The following is a 22,184-nucleotide window of genomic DNA, read 5'->3' on the forward strand; positions in this document are numbered from 1 at the left end:
ACGGGCGGCGGCGGGCGTTTGTTCGGACGCGCCGACGACGGCGCCGTCGCTGCCGATAGGCTGGACGGATGACGCGAGCCGAGCAGCCAACGGTCGTGAGCCCCACCTCCGACACACTTGCCGCAGACTCACGCGAGCGCGCCGTACGGGCACTGCTGCGCATCCAGCCGTTGAAGCGGCTCTGGAGCGCACAGCTCGTCGGCGGGATCGGCGATGCACTCGCCCTCCTCGTGCTGGTGTTGCTGTCGCTGCAAGCAGCGGTCCAGGAGGGCTCGTTCGGAGTCGGATACCGGGGGGCGGCCTTCGCCGTCGCCGCCGTGTTCGGCGCCCGGATCCTTTCCACCTTGCTCTTCGGAGCCGTACTGCTGGGGCCGTTGACCTCCCTCACGGCACCCGGCGGGAAGCTGGACCGGCGCTGGCTGATGATCGGCACGGACGGGTTGCGGCTCGGGCTGCTGGTCGTCGCGCCGCTGTGGATCGACTGGACGCCCGACAACGCGCTCCTGATGATCCTCGTCACCGCGTTCGTGGCCGGGGCGGCCGAGCGGCTCTGGACGGTGGCCAAGGACAGCGCGGCCCCCGCGCTGCTGCCCGCGCCGCCGCCGGAGGGCGCCGCCGTGCGCCCGCTGCCCGACCACCTCGACGCGCTGCGCCGTCTCTCCCTGCGCACCGACTTCCTCGCCCTGCCCGCCGCCGCGGCCGTGCTGCTGATCGCCACGCTCGTCGGCAACCTGCTGGGGACCGGGGTCGACTGGTTCGCCCTGCACCCGGCGTCGCTCGGGTCGTACGTCGCCGCCGGGCTCTTCTCCGCTTCCATCTCCACCCTCTACTTCCTCGAACTCCCGGACAGCCGCACCCCCCGCCCGCGCTCGCCGCTGGAGGGTCTGCGACGTCCCGCCGCGGCCGGCGGGACCGGTCCCGACAAGGGCCGCACCGGCGCGGCCCCGCTGCTCGTGGCGGCCTGCGCGGCCGTCGCCGGCGCCGTCGCGGCGGCAGCCGCGGTCTCCGTGCTGCACGCCGCCGATCTCGACGGCGGCCCCGCCACGTACGCCCTGCTGATCCTCGCGCTCACCGGAGGAACCGCCCTCGGCATCCGCACCGCGGCGAAGGTGCTGCCCGCGCTGTCGCGGCGCAGGCTGCTCTCGCTCGCCCTCACGGTCACCGGCGTGGCCCTGCTCGCCCTCGGCCTGGTCCCGGACACCGCGACGGACGTGCTGATCGCCCTGCTGGCCGGTTATGCCGCCGGTGTCGCCGCCCACACGGGCCACGCCCTCGTCGACCAGGAGTCCGAGGAGGGCCGGCGGGCCAGGACCACCGAACACCTGCAGGCCGTCGTGCGGCTGTTCATCGCCGTGGGCCTGATCGGCGGCCCGCTGCTGGCCGCCGCCATCGGCCGGCACCGTCTGGGCTCCGGCGACTTCGTCTTCGCGCACGGCGGGGCCGCCTTCGCGCTGATGCTGATCGGCGCGCTGCTGCTGCCCGTCGCCGCGGTGGTCCTCGCCAAGACCGACGACCGCTCCGGGGTGCCGCTGGGCCGTGACATCCGCGAGGCGCTGCGGGGCGGGGACACGCCCGTCGCCCCCGCGACGAGCGGCTTCTTCCTCGCCCTGGAGGGCGGCGACGGCGCCGGCAAGTCCACCCAGGTCGAGGCCCTCGCCCGGTGGATCCGGGCCAAGGGCCACGAGGTGGTCGTCACCCGCGAACCCGGCGCGACCCCCGTCGGCAAGCGCCTGCGGTCGATCCTGCTCGACGTGTCGTCGGCCGGGCTCTCCAACCGCGCCGAGGCACTGCTGTACGCGGCCGACCGCGCCGAGCACGTCGACTCCGTGGTCCGGCCCGCGCTGGAGCGGGGCGCCGTCGTGATCTCCGACCGGTACATCGACTCCTCCGTCGCCTACCAGGGTGCCGGGCGCGACCTCGCGCCGACGGAGATCGCCCGGATCTCCCGGTGGGCGACGACCGGTCTCGTACCGCATCTGACGGTGCTGCTGGACGTCGACCCGGCGACCGCGCGGGAACGGTTCACCGAAGCCCCCGACCGGCTGGAGTCGGAGCCGCCGGAGTTCCACGCCCGGGTGCGCTCCGGGTTCCTGACCCTCGCCGCGGCGGACCCGGTCCGCTACCTCGTGGTGGACGCCGGCCAGGAACCGGAAGCGATCACCACCGTCGTACGCCACCGGCTCGACCGGGTCCTGCCGCTCTCCGAGGCCGAGGTCAAGGCCCAGGAGGAGGCGCGCAAGGCGGCCGAGGAGGAGGCCCGGCGCAGGGCCGAGGAAGAGGCCGCCCGCAAGGCCGAGGAGGAGCGGCTGGAGCGCGAGCGCCAGGAGCAGCTCGCCAAGCTCCGGGCCGAAGAAGAAGAGCGCAAGCGCCGCGAGCTGGAGGAGGCGCGGCAGCGCGAGGCCGAACGGCAGGCGGAGGAGGCCCGGCAGCGTGCCGAGGAGGCACGCCTGCGCGCGGAGGAGGAGCGCCGCCGCAAGGAGGCGGAGGAGCAGGCGCGCGAGGCCGAGCAGGAGCGGCTGCGCCGGCAGGCCGCCGAGGAGGCGCGCCTGCGCCAGGAGGCGGAGGAACGCCGCCTGGAGAAGCAGCGCAAGGCGGAGGAGGCACTGGTCCGCGCCGAGGCCGCCCGCCGCCAGGCCGAGGCCGAGGCGGCCGCCCATGCGGAGGCCGAGGAAGCCGCCCGTGCCCGGGAGGAGGCCGCCGCCCGTGCGGCCCGTGCGGAGGCGGAGGCCGCCGCCCGTGCCGCTCGTGCCGAGGAGGAGGCCGCCGCCCGTGCGGAGGAGGAGCGCGCGGCGCGGGAGCGCCGCGAGGCCGGTCCGTCCGCCCCGGACAACGAGGTCACGGTGGCCACGCCGATCGTCGCCCCCGACGACGTGACCCAGCAGGTCCGGCGGTCGACGGCGGAGGACCGCACCCCGCCGCGCGACGACGCCGAGACCACACTGCTGCCCCGGTTCGCCGAGCCTGCCGGGCGTCAGGACCGCGAAGCCGGTCCGGCGGCCGACGAAACGGCGGTGCTCCCGCAGGTCCGCGACGACGCCGGTCCGGCGTCCGACCGCGTTCCGCAGAGCTTCTTCCGGGACGAGCGCCCGGCGTCGGAGCCCGCGGAGAGCGAGAACGAGCGCACCCGCGAGCTGCCGCAGATCAGTGACGACCCGGCCGCCCGTGCCGCGCACGAGCGGCGACAGGGGCAGAGCGGCGCACGCGGCGGGGCGGGCCGTTCGAAGCGGCCGCGCCCCGACTGGGCCGAGGAGACGCCGCTGGATGACCTCCCGTCCCTGGCGGACGAACTGCTCGGCGGGGGCGACGACGACGCCGACGGCTACGGCCGGGGGCGCGGGTCGCGCCGCTGAGCGGATCCGATCGTGGTCGGACGGCGGGAGGGGACCGGGCAACCGGTCCCCTCCCGCCGTTCCGGTTCCCGCTCCTCCTGCCCCTTCCGTTTCTTCCGGTCCTGCCGTTCCGGGTTTCCTGCCCCGTTCCGGGGTCCGTTCCGGGTTCCGCTTCGCCGGTCTTCGGGGCGGGCTGCCCGGCCGGTGGAGTCGGTTGTCGGTGGTGTCCTCCACAATGGAGGGCGGACCGGCGCGCGCCCGCGTGACGCGGTCCGCTCCGACGACGGCCGGGCCGACGGCCTTCGGGCGCCGATGGCACCGCGTGGACCGACCGCACGACCGCACGACGCGCTTCGCAACCGCGCGACACACCTCCGGAAGGGCGGTGACCGATGTCCGTATGGGACGACCTGGTCGGGCAGGACCGGGTGTGCGAGCAGCTCGCCGACGCCGCGCGGGACGCGGACGCCCAGGTCACCGCCACGTCCGACGGTCAGCCGGTGCCGCCGGGCTCCTCGATGACGCACGCCTGGCTGTTCACCGGGCCGCCGGGCTCGGGACGGTCCACCGCGGCCCGCGCCTTCGCCGCGGCCTTGCAGTGCACCAGCCCCGACCGGGCACTCGGCGGCGCGCCCGGATGCGGTTTCTGCGACGGCTGCCACACCAGCCTCATCGGGACCCACGCCGATGTCGACGTGATCCGCACCGACCTGCTCTCCATCGGTGTGAAGGAGACCCGGGAACTGGTCCGGCGCGCCCAGCTCTCCCCGGCCGTGGGCCGCTGGCAGGTGATCGTCATGGAGGACGCCGACCGCCTGACCGAAGGCGCCGGAAACGTCCTGCTGAAGGCCGTCGAGGAGCCTGCGCCGCGCACCGTGTGGATGCTCTGCGCGCCGTCGCTGGAGGACGTGCTCCCCACCATCCGCTCCCGCTGCCGCCACCTCATCCTCCGTACGCCACCCGTCGAGGCCGTCGCGGACGTGCTGATCCGGCGCGACGGCGTCGAGCCGGAGCGGGCTCACTTCGCGGCGCGCGCCACCCAGGGACACATCGGGCGCGCCCGGCGGCTGGCGACCGACGAGCGCGCCAGGGCCCGGCGTGCCGCCGTCCTCAAGGTGCCGCTGCGGGTCGCCGACATCGGCGGCTGCCTCAAGGCCGCCCAAGAGCTCATCGACACCGCCGCCGAGGACGCCAAGGAGGTGGCCGAGGAGGTCGACGTCAAGGAGACCGAGGACATGAAGGCGGCGCTCGGCGCCGTCGCCGGTGGCCGGATGCCGCGCGGGACCGCGGGCGTGATGAAGGAGCTGGAGGACCGGCAGAAGCGGCGCAAGACCCGTACCCAGCGCGACAGCCTCGACCTCGCGCTCACCGATCTGACCTCCTTCTACCGCGATGTGCTGGCCGTCCAGCTCGGCTCGCGGATCGCCATCGCCAACGTCGACGTGCAGGACGCGCTGGACCGGATCGCCCGCTCGTCGACTTCGGAGAGCACCCTGCGCAGGATCGAGGCGATCATCGGCTGCCGGGAGGCGCTCGACCGCAACGTGGCGCCGCTGCTCGCGGTGGAGGCCATGACGGTCGCCCTCCGCGCGGGCTGAGGAAACGGCTGCGGGTCCCGGCCGGTGCGCGGCGTGAGGGGCCGGGTTACGCCGTGGCAGGGCTCGGCGCGTCGAGGGTGAACCGCCGGTCCGAATCGCCCGTTCACCCGAATGGGCAGGAAATCAGACGACTCGTCACCCGGCGACTAGGCTCCTGGGATGGACACCAGGCGCCTGCTGCGCACCTTCGCCACCGCGCTCGGCACCGCCGGGCTGCTCGTCTCCGGCTGCAGCAGCGGCGGATCGACGCCCAGCGCTTCCGCCGTCGGATCGTCGGCGCCCTCCGGGCTCTCCGGGTACTACGAGCAGAAGCTGAGCTGGCGGGCGTGCGGCGTCGAGGGCTTCCAGTGCACGACGATGAAGGCGCCGAGGGACTACGCGCACCCGGGGGCCGGCGACGTGAAGCTCGCCGTCTCCCGCAAGGGCGCCACCGGCCCCGGCGAACGCATCGGGTCGCTGCTGGTGAACCCCGGCGGTCCCGGCGGCTCCGCGATCGACTACCTCCAGGGGTACGCGGCCATCGGCTACCCGGCCCAGGTGCGCGCCCGCTACGACATGGTGGCGATCGACCCGCGCGGGGTCGCCCGCAGTGAACCCGTCGAGTGCCTCACCGGCACGGAGATGGACACCTTCACCCAGGTCGATCAGACCCCGGACGACGAGGCCGAGGCCTCCAAGCTCGGCCGGGCCTTCAAGACCTTCGCCGACGGCTGCGAGAAGCGGTCGGGCGAGATCCTGCCGCATGTCTCCACGGTCGAGACGGCCCGTGACATGGACATCCTGCGGGGGCTGCTCGGCGACGAGAAGCTGCACTACGTGGGGGCGTCGTACGGGACGTTCCTCGGGGCCACGTACGCCGACCTGTTCCCCACCCGGGTGGGGAGGCTGGTGCTGGACGGGGCGATGGACCCGTCGCTGGAGGCCGTCGACATGAACCGGGACCAGACGGCCGGCTTCGAGGGGGCGTTCCAGTCGTTCGCAGCGGACTGCGTGAAGCAGCCGGACTGCCCGCTGGGCACCACCTCCGCGGCGGACGCGGCGGCCGCCATGAAGCAGTTGTTCGCCGATCTCGACGAGCGGCCCATCCCCACCGGAGAGTCCCGGAAACTGGGCGAGTCGTTGGCCACCACGGGTGTGATCGCCGCCATGTACGACGAAGCCGCGTGGCCCCAGCTCCGCGACGCCATCGCCGGAGCGCGCAAGGGTGACGGCTCCGGCCTGCTCGCCCTCTCGGACAGCTACTACGAGCGGGACCCGAACGGTAAGTACGCCAACCTGATGTACGCCAACTACGCGGTGAACTGCCTGGACCTTCCGGCCTCCTTCCCGGACGCCGATGCCGTGGAGAAGGCGGTCCCCAGCTTCGAGAAGGCGTCCCCCGTCTTCGGCCGGAACTTCGCCTGGGCCGCGCTGAACTGCGGCTACTGGCCGGTCGACGCCACCGGCAGCGCGCACCGGACCGTCGCCGAGGGCGCCGACCCGATCGTGGTCGTCGGCACCACCCGCGACCCGGCCACCCCGTACAAGTGGGCCCGGTCCCTCGCCGACCAGCTCTCCTCCGGCACCCTCCTCACCTACGACGGCGACGGCCACACCGCCTACGGCCGGGGCAGCGACTGCATCGACACGGCGATCAACACCTACCTCCTGGAGGGAACCGCCCCGAAGGACGGCCTGAAGTGCTCCTGAGGCACCACCGTGCCCCGTCGTGAAGTGCTCCTGGGGCCACCGTGTCCCGGCCGCTGACCTGCACGGAGTGCTCCGCACCGGGGTGGTGCGGAGCACTCCCGGAAACTGTGTAGACTTGGCGTCGCTGCTGACCGCACCATGGTGCCTCAGGGCGTGCCGCCTTAGCTCAGTTGGCCAGAGCAACGCACTCGTAATGCGTAGGTCTCGGGTTCGAATCCCGAAGGCGGCTCGGAATTACCCCAGGACTCACTCGCCGTGACCTGGGGTTTTTTCATGCCCGGGCTATGCCGATCCGGTGAGCGAGGGGGGCGGCCGGCCTGCTGTGAAAGCCGTTGGACGGGGGTCTCGGCGGCGTGTTCTTCTTCTCCTTCCGCGACCAGTCCGATGGTCGTGCGACGTGACGGGCGAGGGGATGGGATCGTGCCACTGGGGGAACGGGTCGCACTGCGGGCCATGGGGCCGGGGGACGCCGAGGCGTTGTGGCGTTGGAACCACGATCCCGAGGTCATGCGGTGGATGGACGACACCTACGCGCAGACGCCGGAGCAGGTGCGCGAGCGGCTGACGGAGCGCCCGCGCAACGCCTACGGCGACCTGCTCTTCGGCGTCGAGACGCTCGACGACGGGGTGCTCGTCGGCCTGGTCGCTCTCCACGGGGCGGAGCCCGAGAAGGGCATCGCGACGCTCGACATCTATCTCGGGGAGAAGACCTGCTGGGGTCAAGGGCTCGCCACCGACGCGATGCGGACCGCCTGCCGGTACGCCTTCGAGGACATGCGACTGCACAAGGTGACGCTGACCGTGGTCACCGAGAACCATGCCGCGCGCAAGGTGTACGAGAAGGTGGGCTTTGTCGAGGAAGGGCGCCTGCGAAAGGTCTTCCGGCGCGACGGTGCGTGGTACGACATGTTCACGATGGGGCTGCTGTCGACCGAACTCCGTTGAGGCGCGCGGAGCCGACGGCGCATCCGGTTCCCCGTGCGGCTCTCCGGGCGGCGGTCCAGGACCCATCCGGGGGCGGGGACGGAGGCGTCCGGTGGCGGGGCGGGCTCGGCTCGTCACCGCAGGCCCCCTGGACCACACCACCGGGAGGAACCAGTGTCACACCCGCGACCGCTCACCCCCGAAGAGAAGCCTGCCGAGGAGAAGCTCGCCGACGCGAAGAGGCGGCTGAGTCTCCCGCGCATCGTCGTGATCTGCGGCTCCACCCGCTTCATGGCCGAGATGGCCGAGGCCGATCTGCGGGAGACCACGGCCGGGAGGATCGTCGTCAAACCGGGCTGTGACCTGAAGTCGCCGCACGAACTGTGGTCCGACCCCGCCGACGCCGAGGCGCTGAAGGTCCGACTCGACGCTCTGCACCGGGCGAAGATCCGGCTCGCCGACGAGGTGCTCGTGGTCGGCGACTACATCGGGGAGAGCACCCGATCCGAGATCGCCTACGCCCGATCGCTGGGCAAGCCCGTGCGGTTCACTCACCCCGAAGTCGACCCGAACAACCCACCGCCCGCCGCCGCACTGGCAACGTGACCGGCAGCCCCTCGGCCGATCGCACGGCGATGAACTCGGCCGCGACCCACCACCCGCTGCGGGCATGACGCGGGCCCGTGGACGCGGTGCTCCGCCCGAGGTCTGGTCACCCGCTGTGACCCCGAGCAGCCCTGTGCTTCCCACCCCGTACCGCACGAGCTGCGCCGTTTGGTCCGCCCAGGGGGACAGATTGCCGTCGTCCCTCGTGCCGTGATGTGGAAAGCCCCGAACCCGCCCTCACTGCTTCGGATCTGCACGTGGTGATGTGCTGTGCGATGTGCACTTTTACCTGTACGCCATGCTGAGCTGCGCTGTTGATGGGGAGTCGAACCCCCGCGTTGCTCTTCACGCGCCAGGAGTGGGCCGGAAAACCGCCGGCCCTCGGTGTGTGCACGCCTCCGAAGCAGCTACCTGCTCCCCATCGTCTCGATCTGCTGGACTGCTCAGTCCAGCAGATCCACCTCCCAGTTCGTGCGCTGGATCCGCACATCGACCTCGCGGATCTCCCGCGCGAGGACGTCTGCCTGACCCCGCAGTTCTGCGACCGGAAGCGCGGAGAGCATCATCAGCTCGGACCGGAGTTGCCGGCCGTAACCCCGCTCGTTACCCCCCGCCGCCGCGTCCGCCGCCGCGGTGACCACGGAGTGACGCAACCGCAGGACGTCCCGGCGTGCGAGGGCGTCGGTGAGCGTGCCGTCGGGACCCATCTCCACGGTGGCGTTGGTCCGGTTGATCCGCCGGATCAACGTTTCCAGAGTGCTCAGGACCTCATCGGCCTCGGCCAACAACTGGGCGGCGTCCTCGGCGGGTGTCTCCCCCTCCTGGTACCGCGCACTGCTGATGACGCGTGCTCGCAACTGCTCTACGCGGCGCGTCGCCTCCGCACGTTCTGCCAGCGCCTCGGCAAGCTTCATCGTCTCCACCTCCCCCTCCGTGAACTCGCACGAGTATATGAACGAGAGCCGGCTCGCATGCACGTGGATTTTGACCCATAGCAACCCTGACCAGGCACGGGGCGAAAGCGGACGGCCGTCGTCCGGGGGCTGCGCAACAGAGTCCGACAGCATGGACGCGAGCGAGTGGGAACCCACCACTTTCGTAGCCGCAGGACAACAGGGCGGCTTCCTTTCGGCGGGACTCCGCCACGTCGTTCGCCAGAAGTGCTGGGACCGTCACGTCCATCCAGAACGGGCAACGGGTCAACCGCCCGCCGCGCCCCCCGTGGCCCTGACCAGCGCCGACGCACTTTTGCAAGCAGGTGCTTGCAAAAGTTAGCAACGTGTCGCACCATGGGGTCATGGCATCACTCAACGTTGGCAGTCTCGGTGAGTATCTGCGCGAGCAGCGGCGCACGGCGCAGCTCTCGTTGCGGCAGCTCGCCGATGCGGCCGGGGTGTCCAACCCGTATCTGAGCCAGATCGAGCGCGGGCTGCGGAAGCCGAGCGCAGAGGTGCTGCAGCAGGTCGCCAAGGCGCTGCGGATCTCCGCCGAGACGCTGTACGTGCGCGCCGGGATCCTGGACGAGCGGGAGCGCGAGGAGTTGGAGACGCAAGCGGTGATCATGGCCGACCCGTCCCTCAACGAGCGGCAGAAGAGCGTGCTGCTGCAGATCTACGACTCCTTCCGCCGGGAGAATGGATTCGTCCCGGCTTCGGACGTTTCGACCGATACCCATGGGGGCGTCGGCGTCGTTGGAGATGCCGACGGCGTCAAGGACGCCGACGGGCCCCGCACGACCGGCGGCAGTGGTGCCGCAGACCCTCACACCGACTTCTGATCCGGGAGGACCACAGTCATGGCCATCTCCGATGACCTGCGCAAGACCCTCACCGACCCGACCCCCCTCTACTTCGCCGCCGGTACGGCCGACCTCGCCGTGGAACAGGCCCGTAAGGTTCCCGGCCTGATCGAGCAGCTCCGCGCCGAGGCTCCGGAGCGCATCGACGCCGTCCGTTCCACCGACCCCAAGGTCGTCCAGGAAAGGGTCTCCGCCCAGGCCAAGGAGGCCCAGGCGACCGTGCAGGCCAAGGTCACCGAGGTGATCGGCGCGTTCGACACGGACCTGAAGAAGCTCGGCGAGACCGCCCAGGACCTGGCGCTGCGCAGCCTCGGCGTCGCGGCCGAGTACGCCGTCCGTGCCCGCGAGACCTACGAGAAGGTCGCCGAGCGCGGCGAGCAGAGCCTGAAGGCGTGGCGCGGCGAGGCGGCGGACGAGATCGTCGAGATCGCCGCCGTGGTCGAGGCCGACCCGAAGCCGTCCACGCGGAAGGCCGCGGGCACGGCCGCCGCCGGGCCGTCCGTCGCCGAGCCCGCCTCCGCACCGGCCGCCGGGCCGAGCGCGGCCAAGCCCGCCGCGAAGCCGGCCGAGTCCGGGGTGACCCCGGCCGAGTCCAAGGCGGCCCCGGCCGCCACGGTCAAGAAGGCTCCCGCCCCGCGCAAGGCCGCCGCGAAGAAGACCCCGCCGGCTGCGGGCAAGTAAGCGACCACCGGCCGTGAGGCCGTCGGTCCGCTCCCCGCGTACGGGCGCCGTCCGCCCTCCCCGGCGTGTCCCGGGGACGGGTGGGGCACCTTTACCGGGGGGCGGCTCGTTCTCCCGGTAGCTTGGGGGCCGCAGGGCGCTCATCCACTAGTAGGCGGTGCACACCATGTTGCTCGAAGGATTCGGCACACTTCTCCAGCTGCTTTACCTGCTCATGCTCGTCATGGCGGTGATCGCCCTGTTCTTCGCCGTGACGGCGCGCGAGGACGCCTACCGGGCGGCGGACAAGCAGAAGAAGTCGTTCTGGATGGTCCTTCTCGGCATCGCCGTCGCGGTCAACCTGTTCGTCCCGATGCTGTTCCTCCAGCTCGCGGGCCTGGTCGCCTCCATCGTCTTCATGGTGGACGTGCGGCCCGCGCTGAAGGCGGTTTCCGGCGGTGGCGGCCGGCGCGGCGGCGGTTCGAGCAGCGACGGTCCGTACGGGCCCTACAACGGCGGCCGCTGAACCACCGGCGCGGGAGCGCCGGGCGTCCGGGTCGGCGGGGTCCACCAAGACGGCGCGGGCCGCGGCGGACGGGCTCCGGCCGGGTCGGCCGGGTCAGCGGGGCGGGACCCCGGAACACGAGGGCGGGAGCGCGGTGCGCCGCCGCCCCGTTTGCGGGTCCGGTGCTCCTCGCGCGACAGCAGCAGCACGGCGACGTCGTCGGTCAGATCGCCGCCGTTCCACTCGCGGGCCTGAACCAGCGACGCCTCCAGCAGGTCCTCGCCGCGCAGCCCCCGGTCGAGCTGCTCGGTGACCATGGCCACCATGCCGTCCTGACCCAGACGCTCGGAGCCGCGCCCGGTGCGTCCCTCGATCAGGCCGTCCGTGTACATCATCAGGTTCCAGGAGCCGCCCAGTTCCACCTGCCGGCGCGGCCACCGGGCGCGGGGGAGCAGTCCCAGCGCGGGGCCGCCGTCGTCCTGGGGCAGCAGGCGGGGCGCCCGGCCCGCGCGGGCCAGCAGCGGCGCCGGGTGCCCCGCGAGGCAGAGGCCGGCCCGGCGGCCGTCGGGTGAGATGTCCACGGTGCAGAGGGTCGCGAAGATCTCCTCGTTCTGCCGCTCGTGCTCCAGCACCTGCTGGAGCGTCGACAGCAGTGCGTCGCCGCACAGCCCGGCCAGCGTGAGCGCCCGCCAGGCGATGCGCAGTTCCACTCCGAGGGCGGCCTCGTCGGGGCCGTGCCCGCAGACGTCGCCGATCATCGCGTGGACGGTGCCGTCCGGGGTGCGGACGGTGTCGTAGAAGTCGCCGCCGAGCAGGGCGCGGCTGCGGCCGGGCCGGTAACGGGCCGCGAAACCGAGGTCCGATCCGGCGAGCAGCGGGGTGGGCAGCAGGCCGCGTTCCAGCCGGACGGTCTCCTGGGCGTGCAGGCGGGACTCGGTGAGCTGGTGCTGGGTGAGGTCGGCGCGCTTGCGCTGCACCGCGTACCGGAGGGCGCGGTTGAGCAGCCGGGAGTCGATCTCGTCGCGGAAGAGGTAGTCCTGCGCGCCGACCCGGACCGCCTCGGCCGCCAGTTCGGCGTCGTCCTGGGCGGCGAGGGCGAGGACGGCGTGGTGGGGGGCCATCCGCAGCACCTGCATCAGGGCGGCGAGTTCGTCGGCGCGGCCGAGGCCGCTGACCCGGGCGGCCTCGGCGCGGCCCTCGGCGTTGCCGGGCAGCCGCAGGTCGAGCAGGACGCAGTCGACGTCGTCGGTCAGGAGCCGGCCCGCTTCGGTGAGGTTGCGTGCGGTGCGTACACGGATGCGCGGACCGGACGCCGACGGCGGGACGGCCACGGGAAAGCTTCCCGTGGGGTCGTCCTCGATCACCAGCAGCGTGAGCTCCGGCGCGTCGGTGGTCTCCGCAGCGGGGACGTCGCGTTGCTGCGGTACGGGTGCGGGCATCGGTTCGGGTTTCCTTCCCTCCCCCCGAGGGCGCGGGCGGGACGACGAACGACGACCTGCCAGACGGGGACCATAGCGTTCCCCGGGCCGGGAGCGGAATGCAGTACGCGTCGGGCCGGAGGCTCGCGGGCGGGCCGGGAGCCGCGTCCTGTCACGGATCGGGCGGTATTGCCCCCGCCTCGCGGGGGTGTGGCGGCCATGATGAACATCACGCGCCGGACGGGTTCGGGACGGGGCTCGGAGGGGGAGTGAAGAGGGCCGCCGGGCGGCGGAGCGAGCGGTTCCGCCTGCGGCTGCCCGTTCCGGCCGCGGGCACGGTCGTGTCGGCGGACCAGGGCGAGCGGCGCGTGGCTCGTGCCGGTGGGGGACCGCCGGTAAGTGCCTGCGGACCGGTGGGACGATCAGCCGCACGAGCGCCTCGTGCGGGCGGACCGCCGCGCACCCCCGCTGCGGCTACGAGGCGTCCGGGCGGACGACGCCCAGGATCTCCATCGAGCCGGCGCCCGCCACCGTGACGTTTCTGCCCGGACGGGGGGCGTGCACGATCTTTCCGTCCCCCACGTACATCCCGACATGGCTGGCGTCGTCGTGGTAGATGATCAGATCGCCGGGGCGCATGTCCCCGATCCCGATGTGCGGCAGCTGACGCCACTGCTCCTGCGAGGTGCGGGGGATCGGGTGCTTCGCCGCCGCCCAGGCCTGCGAGGTCAGCCCCGAGCAGTCGTACGTGTCCGGGCCCTCGGCCCCCCAGACGTACGGCTTGCCGAGTTGTCCGGTGGCGAAGGCCACGGCCGTCCTGCCGGCCTTCGACGCGTCCGCGTCGACGTCCGCGAGGGCTCCGGAGCCGAGCCAGGCCGCCTGGGCCGCCTTCTGTGCGTCCTGTTCCAGCTTGAGGAGGCGGGCCCGTTCCTCCTTCGCCAGCTCCGATTCCAGCTTCTTCGCCTCCGCGATCTGGCCGTCGATCTTCTTCTTGGCCTTGGCCTGCTTGACCCGGTTCGCCTCCAGCTCCTCCCGGTGGAGGTCGGCGTCCCGGGTGTAGGTCTCCAGGTCCACCTGAGCTCTGGAGAGTTCCGACAGGACGGAGGTGGTCGCCTGCTGGCTCTGGCGGACGCTGTTGATCCCGTCGAGGAAGAGGCGCGGGTCGTCGCTGAGCATGAGCTGTGCGCCGAACGGGAGGCCGCCGGTCCGGTACTGCTCGCGGGCCTGGGCGCCGGCCTGTCCGTTCAGCTCGATGATCTTCGCCCGGCCCTCCGCGACGGCCCGGTTCAGCCGCGCGACCTCCGCGGTCTGCTTCTCGACCTTCTCCTCGGCCAGGTTGTACGCGTCCGCGGCGCTTCCCGCCTTGCGATAGAGGCGGTCGATCTCCTCCCTGACCCTTTCCAGGGTCTTCGCCGAGGCGGAGGTCGGCCCCTCGGCTCCGGCGGACGGGGAGGGGGACGCGGACGGCGGGGGAACCGGCGCGGCCAGCGCCTGCGCCGGAAGGGACAGCACGCCCAGCGCGCAGACCAAGGCGATCGCCGCGGCTCCACAGTGACGTCGGTTCACGAACGGACTCCCCCTACTGGCAGTGGCAACGCAGGCCAGACTGCCCGCATGTGGTTAACCGTCAGTAACATTTTGGCGACATCGAGATCGTGCCATGTCGTCCCGGAAAGCGACAGGGGCGGCGGCTGCGTGACGGATCACACACCGGGGTGAACCGGTGGGTGACGATCGGGTCCTCGTCGGGCCCGTACCGCTGCCTCATCCGTACCGGACGCCTGACGGGCCGTCGGAGTTCCCCCTCCGGCGCCCTCGACCCCCTCGGGCGGTGGGATGGGGTGCCGGACGACTGGCGGGCCGCGTCACGGGCACGGGGTGCGGGTGGCGGTCGGATCAGGCCGGACCCGGCCGCAGGGCCGGCCAGGCCACCGTCAGCTCGCCCTGGCGCCATCGCCGTTCCCCGTCCGTCAGCGGCCAGTCGGCTGCCAGGGCGCGGGCCGTGGCGATCCACCGCTGGCGCGCCCCCAGGGAGGCGTACGGCGATGCGGAGGCCCAGGCGCGGTCGAAGTCACGGAGGAAGGCGTGGACCGGTTCGCCGGGCACGTTGCGGTGGATCAGCGCCTTCGGCAGCCGTTCGGCCAGGTCGGAGGGGCGGTCGAGGGACCCGAGCCGGGTGGCGAAGGTGACGGTGCGCGGACCTTCCGGCCCCAGCGCCACCCACACGTGGCGGCGGCCGATCTCGTCGCAGGTGCCCTCGACGAGCAGCCCGTCCGGGGCGAGCCGCGAGCACAGCCGCTGCCAGACGGCGGCCACCTGGTCCTCGTCGTACTGGCGCAGCACGTTCGCCGCGCGGATCAGCGAGGGCGGGTCGGGCAGCGGGATCTCGAAGCCGCCGTGCACGAAGGCCAGTCCGTCACGGGCGTACGGCTGGGCGGCGGCGACCCTCTCCGGGTCGATCTCGATGCCCACGACGGAGGTGCGGGGGGCGGCGGTACGCAGCCTGGCCAGCAGTTCCACCGCCGTCCAGGGCGCGGCTCCGTACCCGAGGTCGACGGCGACCGGTGCCTCGGCCCGGTGCAGCACGGGGCCGTGCGCGGCGGCGATCCAGCGGTCCATGCGGCGGAGTCGGTTCGGGTTGGTGGTTCCGCGGGTCACGGTGCCGATGGGGCGCTGGGGCATACGGCGAGCGTAGGCGACCGGCGGGCCGGAGCGGGCCCCGCGGCGGGGGTCCGCACCGGCCCGGCGGCCCCGGACCGCGATCCCGTCGGAGGGGCCCGTCGGCGGCCGGGGGCCGTCTCTGCGTGGCCGAGGGGCGCCCGCCCGGTCGTATACGGCCCGCGGAGCCGCGCGGGCAATGGTTTGGTAAAGCGGGAAGGAATGCGGGTGCTCCGCTGTTCCCGCTGGCAAGGGATGTGTGGTCCCCCCACAGGCATGCCCCCGAGCGAGGAGGACCGGACGACGTGAGCCAGTACGTCTCTCGGCTCGGCGGCCACCGTGTGGCACCGCGCCTCCGCTTCCCCGGCGGCCGGACCGGCGCCTTCGCCGGAGGGCACCGCAAGCCGCGCCGGGTGGCGATGCTCTCGGTCCACACCTCTCCGCTGCACCAACCCGGCACCGGCGACGCGGGCGGCATGAACGTCTACATCGTGGAACTGGCCAAACGCCTCGCCGCGATCAACATCGAGGTCGAGATATTCACCCGGGCCACCACCGGCTCGCTGCGGCCCGCCGTGGAACTCGCGCCCGGCGTCCTGGTCCGGCACGTCGACGCCGGACCGTACGAGGGCCTCGCCAAGGAGGACCTGCCCGCCCAGCTCTGCGCCTTCACGCACGGTGTGATGCAGGCATGGGCCGGTCAGCGACCCGGCTACTACGACCTCGTGCATTCCCACTACTGGCTGTCCGGCCAGGTCGGCTGGCTCGCCGCACAGCGCTGGGGCGTGCCGCTCGTGCACGCCATGCACACCATGGCCAAGGTCAAGAACGCCTCCCTCGCCGAGGGCGACACCCCCGAGCCGGCCGCCCGGGTCATCGGTGAGACGCAGATCGTCGACGCGGCGGACCGGTTGATCGCGAACACCTCCGAGGAGGCGGACGACCTCGTCCGCTTCTACGGCGCCGCCCCGTCCTCCGTCGCCGTCGTCCACCCCGGCGTCAACCTGGACCGCTTCCGCCCGGCGGACGGCCGCGCCGCCGCCCGGGCCCGGCTGGGACTGCCGCAGGACGCCCTGGTCCCGCTGTTCGCCGGCCGCATCCAGCCCTTGAAGGCCCCGGACGTGCTGCTGCGCGCGGTCGCCGTGCTGCTGGAGCGCGATCCCTCGTTGCGCCGCCGGATCGTGGTGCCGGTCGTCGGAGGCCCCAGCGGCAGCGGCCTCGCCAAGCCCGAGGGGCTGCAGAAGCTCGCCGCCCGTCTCGGTATAGCCGACGTCGTGCGCTTCCAGCCGCCGGTCGGGCAGGACCAGCTCGCCGACTGGTTCCGTGCCGCGTCCGTGCTGGTGATGCCCTCGTACAGCGAGTCCTTCGGCCTCGTCGCCATCGAGGCCCAGGCGGCCGGCACCCCGGTCGTCGCCGCCGCGGTGGGCGGACTTCCGGTCGCCGTCCGCGACGGGGAGAGCGGCTTCCTGATCCCCGGGCACGACCCGGCGGAGTACGCCCGGGCGCTGGAACGTTTCGTCACCACCCCCGGGCTGGTCGACCGGATGGGCGCCGCGGCCGCCGCGCACGCCCAGTCGTTCGGCTGGGACACCGCGGCGTCGGCCACCGCCGACGTGTACACCGCCGCGATGCACGAACACCGCCGCAGGGCCCGCACCCGCCAGGGCTGAGCCCGACCCGGGCGCGAGCCTTCCGATCCCGGCGTGACTCGACCCGACCCGACCCGACCCGCCCCGACGCGTTCCGGCGTGATCCGACCCGGCCCGGCGCGCGTCATTACCCGCCGGTAGTCCCTGCGGGCGCCCCTGCCGTACGCTCGCACCATGGCTGACGTACCCGACGAAGCGGCAGTGGCCCGGACCATCGAGGCGACCCTGGACGGCGCGGAGCTCGCGTGGGAGAGCCCGGCTCCCGGCAACTACGTCGTCACGCTCCCCGGCACCCGCAAGCTCTCCACCACCTGCTCGCTGCTGGTGGGCAGGCACTCGCTCTCCCTCAACGCGTTCGTCATCCGCCACCCGGACGAGAACGAGGCCGGCGTGCACCGCTGGCTGCTGGAGCGCAACCTCCGGCTTTTCGGCGTGGGTTACGCCGTCGACCCGCTCGGGGACATCTACCTGACCGGCAAGCTCCCGCTGAGCATCGTCACCCCGGACGAGCTGGACCGGCTCCTCGGTACGGTGCTCGAAGCGGCGGACGGCTCCTTCAACACCCTGCTGGAGCTGGGATTCGCGAGCGCGATCCGCAAGGAGTACGAGTGGCGGGTGTCGCGCGGCGAGTCCACCCGGAACCTCGACGCGTTCGCCCGGATCACCCGCCGCTCCGACGAGGGCTGACGTCCTGAGGACGGGTGGGCCCTCGACGCGGCACGGGCGCGGACGGTCGACTGCTTCCGGACGGTGTGCCGCCGGTGAGCCCTCGGCCCCCGGAACGTTCTGAAGAGGCTCGCACGATCGTTCCGCTTCCGGCCTGTGCGTTCACGGGACGGGAAGGGTGCGCTGCTCCGTGCCGGACCCCTCTCGTCCCTTACCGTTCACAGGATGATCACAGTGGCGTCACGATCATGGCCATGACGACTTGGTATGCGTTCGGCAAAGAGATCCGGGCCTAAAGTGTGTCCACTGCAACGACCTTGCCGCGTCAGACTCTGAACTCGCGCCCCTAGCACGGCCGTTGCTCCCTCGAACGGAGAGTTGATCCATGCGCGCCGCCGTCGTACGCCGTACCGCCCTCGCCGCCTCCGCGGTGACCCTCGCCCTGCTGGTCTCCGCCTGCGGCGGGTCGTCGGACGACGACGCCAAGGGTGCCGGCAAGAGCGCGGCCGCCGGCAGTGCGGCCTCGAAGTCCGACGCCGCCGCGAGCGACGTGAAGGCCCTGTCGGCCGCGGAGTTGGAGAAGGCGTCGCTGACGGCGGCCGACCTCAAGGGCTACCAGGTCACCACGATGAAGGACGGCGAGCGGGGGACCGCCGACCAGGTCACCGTCGACAAGGCGGAGTGCCTTCCGGTGGCCCTGGCGCTGGGTCTCGTCGAGCGGGAGGAGGCCGTGGCGTCCACCGCCAGGCAGGCCATGCCGAAGCCGGACGCCTCCGCCGCCACCGCGGACGATCCGCTGGCGGCCATCTCCCTCGTCACCTCGGCCGTGTCGCTCTCCTCCTACGACGGCGCCGACGCCTCCGAGGTCCTCGCAGAGATGAAGAAGACGGCCGCGGAGTGCACCGGTTTCACCGCCACGGTGCAGGGCGAGAAGACGGTGTACTCCAAGGTCGCCGAAGTGCCGGTGTCGGGCGGCGAAGAGGCGCTGGGTCTGAACCTCGCCATGGAGTCCGACGGTGACTCCGTGCCGATGAGCCTGGTCCTCGTGCGGCAGGCCGGAACGGTGGCCACGATCGCGACCGCCGACATGAGCGGGGCGACCGGCGGCACCGCGGAGAACGAGCTGCCCACCGAGATCATCTCCGCCCAGGTGGCCAAGCTCGCCTGATCCGGCGCCGCTCGCATCCGGCCCGTCACCCGCGAGGGTGACGGGCCGTCGCGCTGCCCGGGGCGGTCCTCCGCCGGGGCGCGCGGCGCCGACGGGCGGAGACACCGTCAGCGGTCGGGTCGGGTCGGGCCGGGGCCGTGGCACCATCACGGCAGCGGCACGAGGCGTACGACGGTGAGCGTCAGCACTGAGCTGGACACGTAATACAGCACGATCGCCCCGTGGACCGTCGCCTCGCGCCGGTCGCGTTCGTCCTTGACCGCCGTCGATCCGTGGCCGTACGGGTCCTGGGCCAGGGTGCGGGCCAGTTCGTCGCGGAAGGGTTCGCCGTCCCGCATCTTCGCCAGGGTGTCGTCGGCGGGCGGGGCGACCGAGATGCGGAAGCTCAAGCGACGCTCCGCCTCTCGGCCTCGTCGCGGGCCAGTCGGTCCAGGATGCGTTCCGCTTCGGGGTCGGGTACGGCCTCCAGCATCCAGTGCCGCATCACGGCCTGGATCTGGTGTACCCCCGCTTCGTTGATCGCGCGGTCGAACTCGTCGCGTCTCTCGTCGGGCAGCGCGTCCCGGATGGCCGGAATGCTGTTGGGCACCTCCACCTCGGTGCCACCGACGAACGTCTTCAGAGACTCGCCCATGTTCGCTCTCCCCGATTTTTCCTCGCTCCGTGAGCCGAGTCCGCCGCACCGCCCCGCCGCCCCGCGTGCGGAGCCGTAGGGGACACGGTAGTGGGTGTAACGGCCAAGTCGACCGGCACGTCACGGCATTCACACAGCTGCTCGGGGCGCAGTGCGCGCGCGGTGCCCTAAATAGTGCAAAGCGGCACCAAGTTGGCGGCACGTCAACGCGCGTCCCGAAACTCACCTGTGCTTCCAGGTCGACGCCTTACGCGCGCCGGTACGGGGAGATAGCCGATGGGCGCGTTCGAGGACGCGTCCGACTGGCACAAGCTCTGTGCTGGTTCGAATGGTTGGGATAAATCGTGCGGGGTGACGAGCGGGCGGTCTTACCTGCCACGTGTCCGGACTCGGCGCGCGTCGGTCCAGGGGTGGCCCGTGCGAGCGATGCGCAGAAGCGGCGGTGGTCTCGGGCCGAAGCGCCCCGAGGCGTTCACCTGCCCACCCGCCTCCGGGTCCTCACGGCGCGGATTGCCGAGCCGGGCCGGCGGCCCGTTGGGCAGAGGCCCCGCACCGGTTGGGGCCGCGGCCGCCGGACGGCCCCGTTCCACCCCTGCGGGGGTGCGAGGATGCCGCCATGCGCCACCATCTCGAACGCATCGCCCTGATCTCCGACGTCCACGGCAACCTGACGGCACTCGAAGCGGTGCTGGAGGACATCGAAGCGCGAGGGATCGAGAGAATCTTCAACCTCGGTGACTACGTGGGCAAGGGGCCGCGCGGCAAAGAGGTGATCGACCTCTGCCGGCAGCGCTGCGAGGTCAACGTCCAGGGGAACTGGGACGACTTCCTGCCCGATCCCGACCGGGGGTTCGACAGCGAGGGCTTCGCCTGGTGGCTGGGGCAGCTCTCCGAGGGGCAGGCAGAATGGCTGCGGGCCCTGCCGTTCTGCCACGACTTCCTGATCAGCGGCCGCCGCGCCCGCGTCTTCCACGCGTCGGCCGTCTCCGTGCACCGCAGGATCCTGTTCGACCACGACGAGGCGGAGTTCCTGGAACTCTTCCAGAACACCCCGGCGACCGGAGAGGACGGCCCGCCACCCACGCTGGTCGGGTACGGGGACACCCACGACCCGTTCTACGAGGTCGACCGCGAGCGCCGCACGCTCTTCAACACCGGCAGCGTCGGCAACAGCATGGACGACGCCACCCCCGTCTACGTCATCCTCGAAGGCGTCCTCGACTCGGCCGAAGAAGCACCGTTCTCCGTGCAGTTCGTGCGTGTCCCCTACGATTTCGAGGCGGAGATCGCGGTGGCCGCGGAGATGGGCATGCCGGAACTGGACGGTTACATCTCCGAGTTGCGGCACGGTGTCTACCGCTCGTACGTAGGCACCGACCGCACGCCGTCGTACCACCGGGGCCGCGGGGTGTAGCGGACCCGCACGGCCGGGCAGGCTGGTGCCCGGTGGCCGCACAGGACGGCACGGGAGGCGGAAACGGCATGAACGAGCATCCGGAGCCGGTCCGGTGCACTGTCGAGGCGGGCATGGTGAAGCTGTCCCACCGGGTCCGGGGCCCGCGGGACGGCCCGCCGCTGGTCCTGCTGCACGCGTTGGGCGAGAGCGCCGAGGACTGGGACACGGTGGCTCCCGTCCTCGCCCGGAAGCGCCGGGTGTACGCCGTCGACCTGCGGGGACACGGGCGGAGCGACTGGCCGGGGGAGTACTCGCTCGAACTCATGCGGGACGACGTCATCGGGTATCTGGACGCGCTGGGGCTGGACCGGGCGGATCTGATCGGGCACTCCCTCGGCGGCCTCGTGGCCTACCTGGTTGCTCAGCACCGTCCCGGCCGCGTGCACCGCCTCGTCCTCGAAGACGTCCCGGTGCCCCGGCCCCGTACGCCGGCCGTCCCGGTCCGGCCCGAGGGCGCCTTGTCCTTCGACTGGGAGATGGTCCTCGCCGTTCGGCGGCAGATCGACTCGCCCGATCCCGAGTGGTGGGACCTGCTCGGCTCCATCACCGCCGACGTCCTGGTCCTGGGAGGCGGCCCGCGGAGCCACGTCCCGCAGGGGGGCGGCACGGGCGTCGCGGAATGGCCCCGCCGCGTGCCGGGCGCCCGAGTCGCCACCCTTCCTGTCGGCCACCTCATCCACCGCGCCGACCCCCACCGGTTCCTGGAAGCGGTACAGGAGTTCCTGGCGGAGAGCTGAGGTCACGGGCCCTTTTCTTGGCGGCGGGGACACGGACAGGAGCGGAGGAGCCGCGGCCGGACTTCCTCAAGCCCAGAACGCAGACGGCCCGGCCCACCCAAAAGCCCCCCACCCCCGGAAAACCCGCAGATGGGGGACTTTTTCAGCTCTGCCTACTTCTTCTTGCCCTGGGTCTGGGGGGCCCGTTTTCCGGCCCTGGTCAGCAGGGTGCCCGCCGTCCCTGACCTGCGATTGGGCTGTCGTCGTTGGTCGTTGTTGGGCTTTGCCTGTCGTTCTTGGAGGGCCCACAGAGGGCCCGGTAGGGGGCCCAGATCCTGAGTTGCGAAGAGAAGCAACATCTTTGCCCTGCGAGCACAGCCCTCTCCTCGCCCACTGAGCGCTTTCCAACTTCTGTCTGCGCTGGTCGGATACAGGCAGAGGTCCTGTGTGTCAGAGCAGGGCCGCCCCAGCGCAGCAGCCGAGTACCGTGCCCGTAAGGCTCAGGGCGAGAAGGACGTTTCGGGCGCGCACCTGCTCGGGTCCAGCTGCCACCACCACGCCGCTGCGGTCAAGCCGCACGCACCACAGCAACAAGGCCGCACCCCATCTGCGGAACAGCCATCGTCCGTACAACACGCCGAGCAGCAGGGTGCTCAGCAGGCCGATGACGGCCATGACCACCCGGCTCTGGCCTGTGTCGGCGACGAACG

19 protein-coding genes, 1 tRNA gene and 1 pseudogene are annotated in these 22,184 nt (G+C 72.3%); 14 read left to right on the forward strand and 7 right to left on the reverse strand.

Features of this window, described 5'->3' with window-relative positions; all coding sequences use genetic code 11:
• The first annotated feature begins 68 nt into the window (after nucleotides 1-68).
• From tmk to Q0994_RS06625, 6 genes are all read left to right on the forward strand, one after another.
• On the forward strand, nucleotides 69-3,350 hold the full coding sequence (gene tmk / locus Q0994_RS06600) for a dTMP kinase (protein ID WP_299530262.1): 3,282 nt from the start codon (nucleotides 69-71) through the stop codon (nucleotides 3,348-3,350).
• A gap of 371 nt (nucleotides 3,351-3,721) precedes the next feature.
• Nucleotides 3,722-4,927, forward strand: coding sequence for a DNA polymerase III subunit delta' (locus Q0994_RS06605; protein WP_299530264.1), 1,206 nt, complete (start codon nucleotides 3,722-3,724; stop codon nucleotides 4,925-4,927).
• Nucleotides 4,928-5,086: 159 nt separating this feature from the next.
• On the forward strand, nucleotides 5,087-6,616 hold the full coding sequence (locus Q0994_RS06610) for an alpha/beta hydrolase (protein WP_299530266.1): 1,530 nt from the start codon (nucleotides 5,087-5,089) through the stop codon (nucleotides 6,614-6,616).
• Between the two features lie 155 nt (nucleotides 6,617-6,771).
• Nucleotides 6,772-6,845: transfer RNA gene (locus tag Q0994_RS06615), tRNA-Thr, on the forward strand.
• A gap of 191 nt (nucleotides 6,846-7,036) precedes the next feature.
• On the forward strand, nucleotides 7,037-7,561 hold the full coding sequence (locus Q0994_RS06620; RefSeq protein ID WP_299530268.1) for a GNAT family N-acetyltransferase: 525 nt from the start codon (nucleotides 7,037-7,039) through the stop codon (nucleotides 7,559-7,561).
• Between the two features lie 153 nt (nucleotides 7,562-7,714).
• Nucleotides 7,715-8,146 (forward strand): hypothetical protein, encoded by a 432-nt coding sequence (locus Q0994_RS06625; protein WP_299530270.1) that lies wholly within the window; start codon nucleotides 7,715-7,717, stop codon nucleotides 8,144-8,146.
• Between the two features lie 443 nt (nucleotides 8,147-8,589).
• Here the strand turns inward: Q0994_RS06625 and Q0994_RS06630 are convergent, their stop codons facing one another.
• Entirely contained in the window at nucleotides 8,590-9,060 is a 471-nt protein-coding gene (locus Q0994_RS06630) for a DIP1984 family protein (protein WP_299530272.1), read from the reverse strand.
• 383 nt (nucleotides 9,061-9,443) lie between these two features.
• Here Q0994_RS06630 and Q0994_RS06635 point away from each other — a divergent pair, with 383 nt between their 5' ends.
• From Q0994_RS06635 to Q0994_RS06645, 3 genes are all read left to right on the forward strand, one after another.
• A complete protein-coding gene (locus Q0994_RS06635; protein ID WP_299530274.1) occupies nucleotides 9,444-9,923 on the forward strand; it encodes a helix-turn-helix domain-containing protein in 480 nt (159 codons plus the stop codon).
• 18 nt (nucleotides 9,924-9,941) lie between these two features.
• Nucleotides 9,942-10,625, forward strand: a complete 684-nt coding sequence (locus Q0994_RS06640; RefSeq protein WP_299530276.1) for a hypothetical protein — start codon at nucleotides 9,942-9,944, stop codon at nucleotides 10,623-10,625.
• A gap of 166 nt (nucleotides 10,626-10,791) precedes the next feature.
• Entirely contained in the window at nucleotides 10,792-11,130 is a 339-nt protein-coding gene (locus tag Q0994_RS06645; protein WP_299530278.1) for a DUF2516 family protein, read from the forward strand.
• Here the strand turns inward: Q0994_RS06645 and Q0994_RS06650 are convergent.
• From Q0994_RS06650 to Q0994_RS06660, 3 genes are all read right to left on the reverse strand, one after another.
• The gene (locus Q0994_RS06650) at nucleotides 11,112-12,548 is read right to left on the reverse strand and encodes a PP2C family protein-serine/threonine phosphatase (protein ID WP_299530280.1); all 1,437 of its coding nucleotides are present in this window, start codon (nucleotides 12,546-12,548) and stop codon (nucleotides 11,112-11,114) included. The two genes, Q0994_RS06645 and Q0994_RS06650, sit on opposite strands and share 19 nt — an antisense overlap.
• 453 nt (nucleotides 12,549-13,001) lie before the next feature.
• The gene (locus Q0994_RS06655) at nucleotides 13,002-14,093 is read right to left on the reverse strand and encodes a C40 family peptidase (protein ID WP_299530282.1); all 1,092 of its coding nucleotides are present in this window, start codon (nucleotides 14,091-14,093) and stop codon (nucleotides 13,002-13,004) included.
• A gap of 330 nt (nucleotides 14,094-14,423) precedes the next feature.
• Entirely contained in the window at nucleotides 14,424-15,209 is a 786-nt protein-coding gene (locus tag Q0994_RS06660; RefSeq protein ID WP_299530284.1) for a class I SAM-dependent methyltransferase, read from the reverse strand.
• 281 nt (nucleotides 15,210-15,490) lie between these two features.
• Between Q0994_RS06660 and mshA the strand changes: the two genes are divergently transcribed.
• The 3 genes from mshA to Q0994_RS06675 all read left to right on the forward strand — a co-directional run bounded on the left by mshA (nucleotide 15,491) and on the right by Q0994_RS06675 (nucleotide 18,668).
• Nucleotides 15,491-16,855, forward strand: a complete 1,365-nt coding sequence (gene mshA, locus Q0994_RS06665; protein WP_299530286.1) for a D-inositol-3-phosphate glycosyltransferase — start codon at nucleotides 15,491-15,493, stop codon at nucleotides 16,853-16,855.
• A 153-nt stretch (nucleotides 16,856-17,008) separates the two neighbouring features.
• A complete protein-coding gene (locus Q0994_RS06670; RefSeq protein ID WP_299530288.1) occupies nucleotides 17,009-17,521 on the forward strand; it encodes a YbjN domain-containing protein in 513 nt (170 codons plus the stop codon).
• A 364-nt stretch (nucleotides 17,522-17,885) separates the two neighbouring features.
• Entirely contained in the window at nucleotides 17,886-18,668 is a 783-nt protein-coding gene (locus Q0994_RS06675) for a hypothetical protein (protein ID WP_299530290.1), read from the forward strand.
• A 146-nt stretch (nucleotides 18,669-18,814) separates the two neighbouring features.
• On the opposite strand, the gene Q0994_RS06680 is transcribed toward Q0994_RS06675, so the two are convergent.
• Nucleotides 18,815-19,057, reverse strand: coding sequence for a hypothetical protein (locus tag Q0994_RS06680; RefSeq protein ID WP_299530292.1), 243 nt, complete (start codon nucleotides 19,055-19,057; stop codon nucleotides 18,815-18,817).
• Entirely contained in the window at nucleotides 19,054-19,302 is a 249-nt protein-coding gene (locus tag Q0994_RS06685) for a hypothetical protein (RefSeq protein ID WP_299530294.1), read from the reverse strand. Before Q0994_RS06685 ends, Q0994_RS06680 begins: the two co-directional genes overlap by 4 nt.
• A gap of 616 nt (nucleotides 19,303-19,918) precedes the next feature.
• Here Q0994_RS06685 and Q0994_RS06690 point away from each other — a divergent pair.
• A complete protein-coding gene (locus Q0994_RS06690) occupies nucleotides 19,919-20,716 on the forward strand; it encodes a metallophosphoesterase (RefSeq protein WP_299530296.1) in 798 nt (265 codons plus the stop codon).
• A 68-nt stretch (nucleotides 20,717-20,784) separates the two neighbouring features.
• Nucleotides 20,785-21,495: an alpha/beta fold hydrolase gene (locus tag Q0994_RS06695; protein WP_299530298.1), complete on the forward strand. Its 711-nt coding sequence runs from the start codon at nucleotides 20,785-20,787 to the stop codon at nucleotides 21,493-21,495.
• A 429-nt stretch (nucleotides 21,496-21,924) separates the two neighbouring features.
• Here Q0994_RS06695 and Q0994_RS06700 read toward each other — a convergent pair.
• Nucleotides 21,925-22,184, reverse strand: a pseudogene (locus Q0994_RS06700) (hypothetical protein); the annotation flags it as partial.

Origin of the sequence: uncultured Streptomyces sp., from assembly GCF_947488945.1 — a bacterium.
Classification (GTDB): Bacteria; Actinomycetota; Actinomycetes; order Streptomycetales; family Streptomycetaceae; genus Streptomyces.

Bases quoted from the DNA above. Each gene is read 5' to 3' on its own strand.
- tmk (WP_299530262.1), top strand. From the start codon at position 69: ATGACGCGAGCCGAGCAGCCAACGGTCGTGAGCCCCACCTCCGACACA.
- Q0994_RS06605 (WP_299530264.1), top strand. From the start codon at position 3,722: ATGTCCGTATGGGACGACCTGGTCGGGCAGGACCGGGTGTGCGAGCAG.
- Q0994_RS06610 (WP_299530266.1), top strand. From the start codon at position 5,087: ATGGACACCAGGCGCCTGCTGCGCACCTTCGCCACCGCGCTCGGCACC.
- Q0994_RS06630 (WP_299530272.1), bottom strand. From the start codon at position 9,060: ATGAAGCTTGCCGAGGCGCTGGCAGAACGTGCGGAGGCGACGCGCCGC.
- Q0994_RS06635 (WP_299530274.1), top strand. From the start codon at position 9,444: ATGGCATCACTCAACGTTGGCAGTCTCGGTGAGTATCTGCGCGAGCAG.
- Q0994_RS06640 (WP_299530276.1), top strand. From the start codon at position 9,942: ATGGCCATCTCCGATGACCTGCGCAAGACCCTCACCGACCCGACCCCC.
- Q0994_RS06645 (WP_299530278.1), top strand. From the start codon at position 10,792: ATGTTGCTCGAAGGATTCGGCACACTTCTCCAGCTGCTTTACCTGCTC.
- Q0994_RS06650 (WP_299530280.1), bottom strand. From the start codon at position 12,548: ATGCCCGCACCCGTACCGCAGCAACGCGACGTCCCCGCTGCGGAGACC.
- Q0994_RS06660 (WP_299530284.1), bottom strand. From the start codon at position 15,209: ATGCCCCAGCGCCCCATCGGCACCGTGACCCGCGGAACCACCAACCCG.
- Q0994_RS06670 (WP_299530288.1), top strand. From the start codon at position 17,009: ATGGCTGACGTACCCGACGAAGCGGCAGTGGCCCGGACCATCGAGGCG.
- Q0994_RS06675 (WP_299530290.1), top strand. From the start codon at position 17,886: ATGCGCGCCGCCGTCGTACGCCGTACCGCCCTCGCCGCCTCCGCGGTG.
- Q0994_RS06685 (WP_299530294.1), bottom strand. From the start codon at position 19,302: ATGGGCGAGTCTCTGAAGACGTTCGTCGGTGGCACCGAGGTGGAGGTG.
- Q0994_RS06690 (WP_299530296.1), top strand. From the start codon at position 19,919: ATGCGCCACCATCTCGAACGCATCGCCCTGATCTCCGACGTCCACGGC.
- Q0994_RS06695 (WP_299530298.1), top strand. From the start codon at position 20,785: ATGAACGAGCATCCGGAGCCGGTCCGGTGCACTGTCGAGGCGGGCATG.